At 58.2% G+C, this 12,283-nt stretch carries 14 protein-coding genes; 10 read left to right on the top strand and 4 right to left on the bottom strand.

Features of this window, described 5'->3' with window-relative positions; all coding sequences use genetic code 11:
• Positions 1 to 27 precede the first annotated feature (27 nt).
• Positions 28 to 333, bottom strand: coding sequence for a DUF2627 family protein (locus ACE6ED_RS05310; RefSeq protein ID WP_410826053.1), 306 nt, complete (start codon positions 331 to 333; stop codon positions 28 to 30).
• 167 nt (positions 334 to 500) lie between these two features.
• Between ACE6ED_RS05310 and lpdA the strand changes: the two genes are divergently transcribed.
• The 4 genes from lpdA (at position 501) to ACE6ED_RS05290 (ending at position 5,669) form a co-directional block, all read left to right on the top strand.
• Complete coding sequence (gene lpdA, locus ACE6ED_RS05305; RefSeq protein WP_410826052.1) at positions 501 to 1,922, top strand: dihydrolipoyl dehydrogenase; 1,422 nt, start codon at positions 501 to 503, stop codon at positions 1,920 to 1,922.
• Positions 1,923 to 2,099: 177 nt separating this feature from the next.
• Positions 2,100 to 3,125: a thiamine pyrophosphate-dependent dehydrogenase E1 component subunit alpha gene (locus tag ACE6ED_RS05300; protein WP_410826051.1), complete on the top strand. Its 1,026-nt coding sequence runs from the start codon at positions 2,100 to 2,102 to the stop codon at positions 3,123 to 3,125.
• A 3-nt stretch (positions 3,126 to 3,128) separates the two neighbouring features.
• Positions 3,129 to 4,115, top strand: a complete 987-nt coding sequence (locus tag ACE6ED_RS05295; protein ID WP_410826050.1) for an alpha-ketoacid dehydrogenase subunit beta — start codon at positions 3,129 to 3,131, stop codon at positions 4,113 to 4,115.
• 54 nt (positions 4,116 to 4,169) lie between these two features.
• A complete protein-coding gene (locus ACE6ED_RS05290; protein ID WP_410826049.1) occupies positions 4,170 to 5,669 on the top strand; it encodes a dihydrolipoamide acetyltransferase family protein in 1,500 nt (499 codons plus the stop codon).
• Positions 5,670 to 6,092: 423 nt separating this feature from the next.
• Here the strand turns inward: ACE6ED_RS05290 and prli42 are convergent, their stop codons facing one another.
• Positions 6,093 to 6,194: a stressosome-associated protein Prli42 gene (gene prli42, locus ACE6ED_RS05285; protein ID WP_410826048.1), complete on the bottom strand. Its 102-nt coding sequence runs from the start codon at positions 6,192 to 6,194 to the stop codon at positions 6,093 to 6,095.
• A gap of 97 nt (positions 6,195 to 6,291) precedes the next feature.
• Between prli42 and ACE6ED_RS05280 the strand changes: the two genes are divergently transcribed.
• Positions 6,292 to 7,422, top strand: a complete 1,131-nt coding sequence (locus ACE6ED_RS05280; RefSeq protein ID WP_410826047.1) for a tripeptidase T — start codon at positions 6,292 to 6,294, stop codon at positions 7,420 to 7,422.
• 206 nt (positions 7,423 to 7,628) lie between these two features.
• Here ACE6ED_RS05280 and ACE6ED_RS05275 read toward each other — a convergent pair whose 3' ends face one another.
• Positions 7,629 to 7,874, bottom strand: a complete 246-nt coding sequence (locus ACE6ED_RS05275) for a hypothetical protein (protein WP_410826045.1) — start codon at positions 7,872 to 7,874, stop codon at positions 7,629 to 7,631.
• A 76-nt stretch (positions 7,875 to 7,950) separates the two neighbouring features.
• Between ACE6ED_RS05275 and ACE6ED_RS05270 the strand changes: the two genes are divergently transcribed.
• The 3 genes from ACE6ED_RS05270 (at position 7,951) to spoIIM (ending at position 10,523) form a co-directional block, all read left to right on the top strand.
• On the top strand, positions 7,951 to 8,523 hold the full coding sequence (locus tag ACE6ED_RS05270) for an NUDIX domain-containing protein (protein WP_410826044.1): 573 nt from the start codon (positions 7,951 to 7,953) through the stop codon (positions 8,521 to 8,523).
• Complete coding sequence (locus tag ACE6ED_RS05265) at positions 8,514 to 9,776, top strand: endonuclease Q family protein (RefSeq protein ID WP_410826042.1); 1,263 nt, start codon at positions 8,514 to 8,516, stop codon at positions 9,774 to 9,776. Before ACE6ED_RS05270 ends, ACE6ED_RS05265 begins: the two co-directional genes overlap by 10 nt.
• 120 nt (positions 9,777 to 9,896) lie before the next feature.
• Positions 9,897 to 10,523, top strand: coding sequence for a stage II sporulation protein M (spoIIM, locus tag ACE6ED_RS05260; protein ID WP_410826041.1), 627 nt, complete (start codon positions 9,897 to 9,899; stop codon positions 10,521 to 10,523).
• Positions 10,524 to 10,662: 139 nt separating this feature from the next.
• Here spoIIM and ACE6ED_RS05255 read toward each other — a convergent pair whose 3' ends face one another.
• Entirely contained in the window at positions 10,663 to 11,079 is a 417-nt protein-coding gene (locus tag ACE6ED_RS05255) for a GNAT family N-acetyltransferase (RefSeq protein WP_410826039.1), read from the bottom strand.
• Positions 11,080 to 11,289: 210 nt separating this feature from the next.
• On the opposite strand from ACE6ED_RS05255, the gene fur reads away from it, so the two are divergent.
• Together fur and ACE6ED_RS05245 are read left to right on the top strand one after the other, a co-directional pair.
• Positions 11,290 to 11,757, top strand: coding sequence for a ferric iron uptake transcriptional regulator (fur, locus tag ACE6ED_RS05250; protein WP_410826037.1), 468 nt, complete (start codon positions 11,290 to 11,292; stop codon positions 11,755 to 11,757).
• A gap of 168 nt (positions 11,758 to 11,925) precedes the next feature.
• Entirely contained in the window at positions 11,926 to 12,168 is a 243-nt protein-coding gene (locus tag ACE6ED_RS05245; RefSeq protein WP_410826036.1) for a DUF4227 family protein, read from the top strand.
• Positions 12,169 to 12,283: the final 115 nt, after the last annotated feature.

Genomic DNA, 12,283 nt, shown 5'->3' with positions numbered 1-12,283 from the left:
CGTTGCAGAAGATTACGAGGCGTACCGTTACACCCGGAGATTGCGTCTGCCCCCAGTCTCGCTTGGAGCCTCCTTGCGGAACCGCGGGCCGAGGTAACCGCGTTTGTGGTCGCGGAAAAAAATCCAGCCGCCGAGGAACGACATCCCCGCCAGGAACAGCAGCAGGCCTCCGCCAAAATGCAGCCAGGCGAACACGGGAGCGGCGTCTTCCTCGCCGTGCATAGCAAAGTAATCAAACAGATCGTTTTTCATCATGAGAAATCCCGTCATCGCCATAAGGCCGGGAATCACCAGAATGACGATGGCGATAAAGCGGGATATGAGCAGCTTCATTGCGGATTCCTCCCAAGTGTGTGACTTTTGTTACTCAAATCATAACGTTTACATTCCTGGATGTCTACCGGAATACACGGGACAGGTTTTCCTTTTGGGTGCTTTACCGGGTACAATGAAGGAGGAGAATCAAGCGACTTGTCTTTATACGATTGGAGGATACATAGATGACAATCAATTGCGATGTAGCGGTGCTGGGCGGCGGCACCGGCGGGTATGTGGCGGCCATCCGCGCCGCGCAGCTCGGTAAAAGCGTAGTGGTGATCGAGCGGGACAAACTCGGGGGCACCTGTCTGCACCGGGGCTGTATCCCGAGCAAGGCGCTGCTGCGCAGCGCGGAGCTGTACGCCGAGATCGCGGAAAGCGACAGCTACGGCATTGAGACGGACGGGGTAAGGCTCGTGTTCCCCAAAGTGCAGCGGCGCAAGGAAGCGATTGTGGAGCAGCTGCACCAGGGCGTGCAGTATTTGATGCGCAAACATAATATCCAGGTAATCCGCGGTGCGGGCCGGGTGACGGGTCCGTCGATTTTTTCGCCCCGGAGCGGAGCGGTAGCCGTCGAACTCGAAGACGGGGAGATGGAAACGGTGGTGCCGGAGCACCTGATTATCGCCACCGGCTCACGGCCGCGTTCGCTTCCGGGTCTTGAGCCGGACGGCATCCGCATCCTGAGCAGCGAAAGCGCGCTTACCCTGGAGGAGCTGCCGGCATCGATGCTGATCTTAGGCGGCGGTGTAATTGGCGTGGAATGGGCGTCGATGCTGTCCGATTTTGGCGTGGAGGTCACGGTCGTCGAGATGGGCGATCAGCTGTTGCCATATGAGGATGCCGACATTGCCAAAGAGCTGCAGCGGCTGCTCAAAAAACACGGCGTGACCGTGCTTACCGGAATGAAGGTAGATACCGGCAGCGTATCGATTCAAGACGGCGTTGTCCGGTTAATAGCAGAGCGCGGCGGCGAGACGCGGGAGCTGACCGCCGAGAAGCTGCTCGTGTCGGTGGGGCGCCAGGCCAACATCGAAAACATTGGCCTCGAGAACACGGATATCCGCACCGAAAACGGATTTATTCAAGTGAACGGCAATCTGCAGACCCAGGAGCCGCATATTTACGCCATCGGCGATTGCATCGGCGGCCTGCAGCTGGCCCACGCGGCCAGCCACGAGGGCATCCGCGCGGTCAACCATTTGGCGGGCCAGACGCCGCATCCGTACCGGGAGCACCTGGTGCCGCGCTGCGTGTATTCACGCCCCGAGGTGGCCAGCGTCGGGTATACGGAACGGGAGGCCAAGGCGTTGGGGCATGACACGGTGACCGGCCGGTTTCCTTTTTCAGCAGTCGGCAAAGCTCTGGTATACGGCATGAAAGAGGGCTTCGCCAAGGTGGTGGCTGACCGTACAACCGGCGATATTCTCGGCGTGCAGATGATCGGACCGCATGTAACCGATCTGATCGGCGAAGCGGCCCTGGCCCAGGTGCTGGACGCCACGCCATGGGAGGTCGGCGAGACAATCCATGCCCATCCTACGCTGAGCGAGGTGCTTGGTGAAGCGATGCTGGCGGTGGACGGCAAGGCAATCGGCATTTAACTTCCGCTACGCTTCCTGCTGCCGGTCCGGCGGCGGATGCAGGCCGTTTTCCGCCTTTTACCCGGTTCACCCGGGACTGGCGCGGAAACGGCTTTTCTTTTTACCCGGAAAATGAGTATAATAGGTTTAGGTTAGTATTAGTACCTGGTTTTAAGATCAGGGTTAAGGAGGGTTCCCATGGATTCTCAGGAAACGGTGCAAACGGTGAACAGACATGAGCGGCTTGGGCTGAGCGACGGACAAGTGATCGACATGTACAGATATATGCTCTTGGCGCGCAAATTCGACGAACGGAATCTGCTGCTGCAGCGGGCGGGCAAAATCAATTTTCACGTTTCGGGGGTCGGACAAGAGGCGGCGCAGGTCGGAGCGGCATTTGCCCTTGACCGCGAGCAGGATTATTTCCTGCCGTATTACCGGGATTATGCGTTTGTGCTATCAGTGGGCATGACGACACGCGAGCTGATGCTGTCGGCTTTTGCGAAGGCGGAAGACCCGAACAGCGGGGGCCGGCAGATGCCGGGCCATTTCGGCAGCCGCAGGCTGAGAATCGTTACCGGCTCCAGTCCCGTGACGACACAGGTGCCCCACGCAGTCGGCTTTGCGCTGGCCGCCAAGATGCAGCGTAAGCCGTTTGTTTCTTTTGTGACGTTTGGCGAAGGCTCCAGCAATCAGGGCGATTTTCATGAAGCATGCAATTTTGCGGGAGTTAACAAGCTTCCGGTTATTATCATGTGCGAAAACAACCAATACGCAATTTCGGTTCCTGTCCACAAGCAGCTGGGCGGCCGTATTGCGGACCGCGCGCTCGGTTACGGGTTCCCGGGCATCCGGGTGGACGGCAACGATCCGCTTGAAGTGTACCGCGCCGTGAAGGAAGCGCGCGAACGGGCGCTGGCGGGCGAAGGCCCGACTTTGATTGAAGCGATGATGTACCGCTTGTCCCCGCACTCCACCTCCGACAATGACCTGGCCTACCGGACGAAAGAAGAGGTCGAGGAGAACTGGAAAAAAGACGGTGTGGCGCAGTTCCGCAGCTACCTCACCGGCCTGGGACTGTGGGACGATGAACAGGAACAGGATTTTGCGGCGCAGTGCAGCCTGGAGCTGAAAGCGGCTATTGAATATGCCGACAGCGCCCCGTTCCCGAAACCCGAGGATACGCTGCTGCACGTGTATGACGAATCCAAAGGGGGAGCGTAAACCATGGCGGTTATGGAATATATCGATGCCATCCGGCTGGCGATGAAAGAAGAAATGCTGCGGGACGAATCCGTATTCGTCCTGGGCGAGGACGTCGGCGTCAAAGGCGGCGTGTTTACAACGACCAAAGGTCTGCAGGAGCAGTTTGGCGAACAGCGGGTAATGGATACGCCGCTGGCCGAATCGGCGATTGCGGGCGTGGCCATCGGTGCAGCAATGTACGGCATGAAGCCGATCGCCGAAATGCAGTATTCGGATTTTATGCTGCCGGCGACCAACCAGATTATCAGCGAAGCGGCCAAAATCCGCTACCGTTCCAACAACGACTGGACCTGTCCTGTGGTGATCCGGGCGCCGATCGGCGGCGGAATCTTCGGCGGGTTGTATCACTCGCAGTGTCCCGAGTCGATATTTTTTGGCACACCGGGCCTGAAAATTGTGGCTCCGTATTCGGCGTATGACGCCAAGGGGCTGTTGAAAGCGGCGGTCCGCGATCCCGATCCGGTGCTGTTTTTCGAGAATAAAAAATGCTACAAGCTGATCAAGGAAGATGTGCCGGAAGACGACTACACCGTGCCGATCGGTAAAGCGAACCTGCTGCGCGAAGGCGCGGATATTACGGTGATCGGCTACAGCCTGCCGCTGCATTTTGCGATGCAGGCGGCGGCGGAGCTGGAGCGTGAGCAGGGCATCACGGCCCATATCCTGGACCTGCGGACGCTGCAGCCGCTCGATACGGAAGCGATTGTGGCCGCCGTCCGGCAGACGGGCAAGGTGCTGATTGTGCATGAAGACAACAAAACCGGCGGCGTAGGAGCCGAGGTTGCGGCGATTATTGCGGAGCAGTGCCTGTATGAGCTGGATGCGCCAATCTTCCGGCTGTGCGGGCCGGATGTTCCGGCGATGCCGATCAGCCCGCCGATGGAGAAGTTTTTTATGCTGAGCAAAGACAAATTGAAAGCGGAAATGCTTAAGCTGGCACAGTACTAAGGGTTCCGTTGCGATGTGGAAACGGTATTCTTGTTAAAGATAAGGAGTGAACGTATGTCAGGCAACAAACGTTGGATTGAAGTGGCGATGCCGCAGCTGGCGGAATCGCTGGTGTCGGCTACGATCGGCAAATGGCTGAAGCGGCCGGGCGATCCGGTGGAGCAGTATGAGCCGCTTTGCGAGGTCATGACCGATAAAGTTAATGCGGAGCTGCCGTCCACCGTGGACGGTGTCATGGGCGAGATTATCGCCCAGGAAGGCGAAACGGTTGCGGTCGGCCAGATCATCTGCCGGATCGGCGTGCCGGAGGAAGCCGCTCCGGCAGAGCCGGCGACACAGGCAGCGCAAGCGGTGCAGCAGCCGGCTGGAGGCAGTGCGGCCGCGATCAGCGGCGGCGGCGTTCCGGCGGCACGTCCGGCAGCGGCTCAGGCCCGGCCGGTACAGCCCGCCGCGGACCCGGACGCGCCGATGCGCGCCCGCTATTCGCCGGCGGTGCAGACGCTGGCGGCGCAGCACGGCGTCGACCTGACGGCGGTGCCGGGCACCGGTATGGGCGGCCGCGTGACGCGCAAGGACGTGCTCGCCTACATCGAGGCGGGCGGAACCGCCGGTGCGGCGGCAGCAGCGGGCCAAGCGGCGAGCCAGGCGGCGGTGCAGCAGCCGCAGGCCGGCCGCGCGGAGCCAGAGCGCCAGGCGGCGGCAATTGCCTCCGGCTCGGCATCGTTTACGTCCGCAGCTTCGCCGTTTGCGTCCGCGCCTGCAAACGAGCCGCTGCCTCCGGTGCGCCAATCCGGCCTGCATTTGACCGAGACGCCGCGCATTCCGGACATTGAAGTGGAGCAGGGCGAAAACGGCCGGGGCGAATACCTGATCGATGTAACGCCGATCCGCAATACGATCGCTACGCGCATGCGCCAGAGCGTCGCCGAAATCCCGCACGCCTGGACGATGATCGAGGTGGATGTAACAAACCTGGTGCTGCTGCGCAACAAGCTGAAGGACGAGTTCAAGCGGAAAGAAGGCATCAACCTGACGTATCTGGCTTTTTTGATGAAAGCCGTTGTCAGCGCGATCAAGGATTACCCGATCATGAACTCCGTTTGGGCCGTGAACAAAATTATCGTGAAACGGGATATCAACATCTCGCTTGCGGTCGGCACGGAGGACTCGGTTATGACGCCGGTCATCAAAAAAGCCGATCAAAAGAACATCGCCGGCCTTGCCCGCGAGATCGACGAGCTGGCGATGAAAACACGCGAAGGCAAGCTGAAGCTGGACGATATGCAGGGCGGGACGTTTACCGTCAACAACACCGGGTCGTTTGGCTCGATTTTGTCCTACCCGATCATCAACTATCCGCAGGCAGCAATCCTGACCTTCGAATCCATCGTCAAAAAACCGGTTGTCATCAACGACATGATCGCCGTCCGTTCCATGGCGAACCTGTGCTTGTCGCTGGACCACCGGATTCTGGACGGCGTCATTTGCGGCCGCTTCCTGCAGCGGGTGAAAGACAACGTGGAAGGCTACACGCCGGACACGAAGCTGTATTAAACGGTTGCGGCACACATCAGCCGGACGATAACCGGCCCCGAAGAAGACGACGGTTCTGCCGTCCTTCGGGGCTATTTTCTTATCCTCCAGGTCTAATTCCGCTAACAGGCGGGGTTCCTTGCGGTTTCCTTTTGTTTTATGCGGATTGGTGGTAAGCTTGAGGGGTCCATTCCTGCGCGGGTGATGTGAGCGATGCGAGTGATGCAGGCAAAAGGAGAAGCCAAAGTCCTGAGCGGAAGCTCCCGCCTTGTCGGGGACGAGGTCGTACATACTTCCGTAACATTAGGGAGAACATAGTTTTTTTGTCCACGCAAAAGCCCCGCCATCAGGCAGGGCTTCGGTAAAGGCTGAGTCTTTGATGTATCATCCTGTATGCAGCCGCTTCAGCCGTCCGGTTGGGAGGGTGAAGCGTGAGGACGAAGACTAGCCGGCGAGCAGCGGCTCGACAACCATCAGCAGCGTGGACGCCACCATCGCGATCAGCATGAGAATGACGACGAATCGGAACCATTTTTGACGTTGCATGCGTGACTCCTTTGGTTTGGGTTTATATTATGGGCATAGAAGCTAATAGCACCAGATGTCACTATTGTACCGTATCCGTGAAAGAGAGGGAAGTCCAGTGATTGCTCAAGACCGATTGATTCAGGAATTTATGGAGCTTGTCCGCATTGACAGTGAAACTTCGCAGGAACGGCAGATCGCCGATGTGCTAAAAAAGAAATTCACCGCGCTCGGGCTGCAGGTGACGGAGGACGATTCGCAGGAGCGTACCGGACACGGTGCGGGCAACCTGTTCGCCGTCTGGCCGGCCGAGCATGGCGGCGCCGCGCCAAAGCTGCTGTTCACTTGTCATATGGACACCGTTGTTCCCGGCAAAAACATTCGTCCGGAGCTCGGCGAAGACGGCTGGATCCGCAGCGACGGGACAACGATTCTTGGCGCGGACGACAAGGCGGGGCTTGCCGCGCTGTTTGAAGCGATCCGGGTCATCCAGGAACAGAAGATTCCTCACGGCCAAATCCAGTTCGTTATCACGGCGGGCGAAGAGTCCGGGCTGCTCGGCTCCCGGTCGATGGACCCGAATCTGCTTGATGCCGAGCTGGGCTACGCCCTAGACTCAAACGGCGAAGTTGGTTCGATTGCGGTATCCGCACCAACTCAGGCGAGAATTACAATGCAGATTACGGGTAAATCCGCTCATGCCGGGGTGAACCCGGAGGACGGCATCAGCGCAATCCAAGTGGCGAGCAAAGCGATCGCCGCGATGAAGCTTGGGCGCATCGACAAAGAGACGACGGCCAACATCGGCAAGTTCTCCGGCGGCGGTCCAACCAATGTTGTCTGCGATTTTGTGCAGCTTGACGCCGAAGCGCGCAGCATTGTGCAGGAGAAGGTGGACCATCAGATCGCCCATATGCGGGAAGCGCTGGAGACGACGGTACGCGAATACGGCGCGGAATGCGAATTCCGCAGCGAAATTATTTACCCGGCTTTCAGCTTCAACGAACATGATCAGGTCGTTCAATTGGCGGACCGGGCGATCCGGTCGCTTGGCCTGACGCCACAGCTGTTCTCTTCGGGCGGCGGCAGCGATGCCAATGTGTTCAACGGGCTGAAGGTACCGACAGTGAACCTGGCGGTTGGTTATGTCGATATTCATACGACCAAAGAACGGATTAAGGCGGAGGATATCGTCAAGACGGCCGAGCTGGTAGTCGCCATCGTGAAGGAAAGCACGGTTAAGGCGTAAACGCATAAACCAGCTTGTCCGGTTGGCGGGATTAGGGAAGCCGGGTGCAGCTTAGACCACGGCACAAAAGAAATTATTCAAGGCTCAAGTGTAAGGCATGGAACAGCTCTGTTACGCTGTGCAGGCAGGCCCTTGGCAGTCCGGTCGGGACTTGCCGGGGGCTTTTTTTAATCAACGTAAATGGATAACGCCCTGCTCAGGGATTTCTATCTCCGCAGTGCTTTTAAGGCGGCGGAATCCGGGAGCATGGTGAGGGCGCGAAAGGAGAGGGCCGTCCCGGATTTTACCCGGGCTGTCCGGCGGATTGGAGCGCTGCCGCGGCCGGATGACAGATCGGCGAGCCGGAAGTCCGGACCATAACAACGGATATAAAAAGCAAGGCGTGCGCGGATTTGTGCACCTGTGCCGGCGAGCAGCATCACTTGACGGCCTGTCCGGGTTTGGGTTGCCATGGGCGTTTCCTTCTTTCCCCTGAAGTTTGATATAATACAGCGTATGCATACAAGAGACAAAGGAGACCTGAAAACGATGGACAAGCCGAATTTCGAAAAACGTCCCGGACTGGATGAAGAAACGCTGTCGACCCAGCCGATTTTTGACGGCAAAATCATCAAGCTGCAGGTGGATACGGTGCGGCTGCCCGACGGAAAAACGGCGACGCGGGAAGTGGTGAAGCATCCCGGCGCTGTGGCCGTGCTTGCGCTGAACGGCGGCAAAATGCTTGCGGTAGAGCAGTACCGCCAGCCGATGGGCCGGACCGAAGTGGAGATTCCGGCCGGGAAGCTGGACCCGGGCGAAGATCCGCTGGTTGCGGCGCAGCGGGAGCTGCAGGAAGAGACGGGATGTTTCGGCGGGGACCTCAGACACCTCCGGTCGTTTTATACCTCCCCCGGCTTTGCCGATGAATTGATACATCTTTATGTGACGGAAAATGCCCAAAAAGGCGAGATGGCGCTTGATGAAGACGAGTTTCTTGAGGTGTCGGAGCTGACGCTCGAAGAAGCGTTCCAATATATCGAGGACGGACGGATTGCCGACGCCAAAACCATCTTAGCCGTGTACGCCTGGCAGCTGTACACGTTAACCGGACAATGGCGCTAAAAAAGGAGCTGCGCGCGCATTTTGCCGATCTGCATGTCCACATCGGACGCACAACGGAGGGGCAGGCGGTCAAAATCAGCGGCAGCCGTGATCTGACGTTTGCCAATATTGCGGCGGAAGCCGCTGAACGCAAAGGCATCGGCCTGATTGGCATCATCGACTGCCATTCGCCTTCCGTGCTCCGGGACATTGACCGGTGCCTGGAGTCAGGCGAGATGAAAGAGATGCCGGGCGGCGGGATCGGATACCGGAACACGGTCATCATTCCCGGAAGCGAAATTGAAATCCGCGAACCGGGGCGCAGCGAATGCCATGTGCTGGCCTACATGCCAAGTCTGGATGCAATGAAGGAATTCAGCCGGTGGATGGAGCGGCATATGCGCAACATCAACCTCAGCTCGCAGCGGCTGTACGCGCCGGCCCGGGTGCTGCAGGAGGAGATTGTCGGCCGGGGAGGCCTACTGATTCCTGCCCATGTCTTCACGCCGCACAAAGGCTTGTACGGCAGCTCGGCGGAGCGGATGGCCGATATTTTTGATCTGGACGGGATCGCCGGTGTCGAACTGGGCTTAAGCGCCGATTCGGAGATGGCCGGCTATTTGTCGGAGCTGGACCGCTACACGTTTGTTACGAACTCGGATGCGCATTCTCTCGGCAAAATCGGGCGCGAATACAATGAGATGCTGCTGGCGGAATCGTCCTTTCATGAGCTGGCTTTGGCGCTGAGATTAGAAAATGGACGGAAAGTGAGCGCCAATTACGGACTAAATCCCCGGCTCGGCAAATACCACCGCACTTACTGCGCCAGCTGCGGCAGCATCATCGATGAAGCTGCGGCGACCGGCGAACGCTGCCCCTACTGCGGCGGGACGAAGCTCGTCCAGGGCGTGCTGGACCGGATTCTGCATATCGCCGACCGGGAGACCCCGGTTGTTCCGGCCCATCGGCCGCCTTACCGGTACCAGGTGCCGCTGGAATTCATCCCCGGCCTCGGCAAACGCAAGCTGGAGAAGCTGCTGGAGACCTTCGGGACGGAGATGAATATTCTGCATGCCGCCAGCGAAGCGGATATCGCCGCGGTGGCCGGACCTGTGCTTGCGGCGGATATCGCTGCGGCCCGCAGCGGGACGCTTGCGCTGTCCTCCGGCGGAGGCGGGACATACGGGCGTGTCATTCGGGAGGACGCGGCACTCGCTGAGGAGGACGCATCGGTCGCGAGCGAGGACGCGACGAAGGGGCGGCCGAAGAAATAAGCAGGTGGCGGGAAGCAAAAGCGAGGACTAGACGAACGTGCTTGTCCCGCGGGACAAGTCATAGCAGACGTTTTTCTCTCATAGAGTGAAAGTAGGTGAGAGAGAGGAGCGTGTCATTCCTTGCGAAGCTTCAGACTGCTGGTGAAGGACCAGACGCCGCTGTATGTGTTTGTCGCCGTGCTGTTTTTGGTCGGCGTTGTGTTCGGAGCGCTGATTGTGGGCAGCCTGACACTGGATCAGCAGCAGGAAATCGGCGATTATCTGGGCAATTTTTTATTAACAGTTGATCAGGACGGGCTGCCGGCTGCCGGCGATTCGTATTGGGGGATTGCCGGACTGCATTTAAAATGGATTGGGCTGATCTGGATTCTGGGATTATCCGTCATCGGACTGCCAGGCATCCTGATTCTGGATTTTCTCAAAGGGGCGCTGATCGGTTTCACTGTGGGCAGTCTGATCCACCAATACTCCTGGCATGGACTTTTGTTTGCCCTGGTGTCGGTCGCCCCGCATAATGTGGTGCTGATTCCCGTATTGCTCGTCTGCAGCGCATCGGCAATTGCGTTTTCCCTGCTCATGATCCGCAGCCGGGTGTTAGGCAAACGGCAGCGGCCCATCGGCCGGCCGTTCGCGGCTTATACGCTTTTGTCCGCCTCCATGGGGCTGATCATACTGGGCGTCGCTTCGTTTGAGACCTGGGTGACGCCAGTGATGATGAGATGGGTAACGCCGGCGCTGCTGCAATAACGCATCTCCCTGAAAAGAACATTCGGCGATATGCCGGGCTTGCACCAAGTACCAAGCACCAAGCACCAAGCACCAAGCACCAAGCACAAAGGGTGTTCCTCCAACCGTTTACCGGAATGGACGAACACCCTTTGTCTGTTCAGAGCGTTTTGCGCAAAAAATATTTGACATCGCCAGGGCGCGGACAGTCCCGGATTTCGCCAAATACTTCATAACCGCATTTCCGGTAAAAATCCGGCGCCTGCCAGCTCATCGTAGTCAGCGTGCTGACGATGCAGCCCTGCTCCTTGGCTGTGCGCTCAATCGTGTCAAGCAGCCGGGTACCAAGCCCCGTCCCCCGGGTGGCAGGGTCCACGGCGAGCAGGTTGACGTACAGCATCCGCCAGGCCATGTCACCGGTTACGCCGCCGACGCAGCGGTCACCATCAAATGCGGAATAACACAGCTTCCGGCTCTCGTAGGGCGGAACGCCGGGCGATTCGCTTTGGCTGTGCTGCTCCAGAAGCTCAGACAGCAGGCGTCCGCTTGAATCGTAATCCGTTTCTCTGATTTCCACTAGGCATCCTCCAATTCTCTTAGCTGAAGTAAGTATATCACTTCTTTGTTTAAGCAGGCTATGCAGACCGGCCGGACAGGACGCGTCAAGTCCGCCCGGGCGGCTGGTGTGACGGCAGCAAAACCGTTTGACTTCTCAAACAGACTCCCCCTATAATGATAGAAGCGGCTTTAGGCCCGGTGCGGTAATTTTCCTAGGGGGAGGGAGACAATGGAAGCAAGAATTGACAAGATCAAGCAACAGCTGCAATCCCAGGGATACAAGCTTACCCCCCAACGGGAGGCGACGGTCCGCGTGCTGCTGGAGAATGAGGAAGACCATCTAAGCGCCGAGGACGTATTTATGCTCGTCAAGGAGAAAGCTCCCGAAATCGGTCTCGCCACCGTGTACCGTACCCTGGAACTGCTGAGCGAGCTGCATGTCGTGGAGAAGATCAACTTTGGCGACGGCGTGGCAAGGTATGACCTGAGAACGGATACCGCCAAACATCACCACCATCATCTGATATGCGTACAATGCGGCAGCATGGACGAAATCCGCGAGGATTGGCTGGGCCCGCTGGAAGAACGGCTGGAGAAGGAATTTAATTTTTCCGTACTCGATCACCGGCTGGATTTCCATGGTATCTGCTACCGCTGCAAGGAGAAGAATAACCCGGACGGCAAGACCTCCGAGTAAACTTCCCGCCATTCATACTTAACTTTACCGCACAAGCCCTTCCGGTCACGCTGCCGGCGGGGCTTTTTTGCTTCGTTTCCCGGGATTACATATGGCTTTGCCTGCCGGAAAAATCATGGTCCGCCCGCTTTCCGCATATGGATAAAAGTGTAAAGGGGGAGGACGGCCATGATCGTATCTGTACGCAAATCGCTGCGGCGGCTTTACTGGTTCCTGCTGTTTGCGGCGTTAACCTGTCTATTTTATAATGTGATGAGTCTGCTGCAGGAGTGGTCCAATCCGCTGGAACGGTCCCGCGAAATTCCGGAGGGCTCGGCCGTGCGGGCGTTTAGGAGCGGAGCGGAAACCATCCCGGCCGGCGAAGGAAACGCGGGGGACCGGCTGCGTTTATTTTATTGGTACGGTGAATAAAATACAGCGGGCAAGCGCAAGCTGCGGAAGCGAAAACCGCAAGGCTTAAGGCCTCTACACGGGACAAGCAGGAATAGCCGCTTGTCCCGTCGAAGTTGTCTGACAGGAATTCGAA

This window comes from Paenibacillus nanchangensis, assembly GCF_046543445.1.
Lineage (GTDB): Bacteria > Bacillota > Bacilli > Paenibacillales > Paenibacillaceae > Paenibacillus_AQ > Paenibacillus_AQ nanchangensis.
This window is presented reverse-complemented; position numbering and strand designations above follow the sequence as displayed.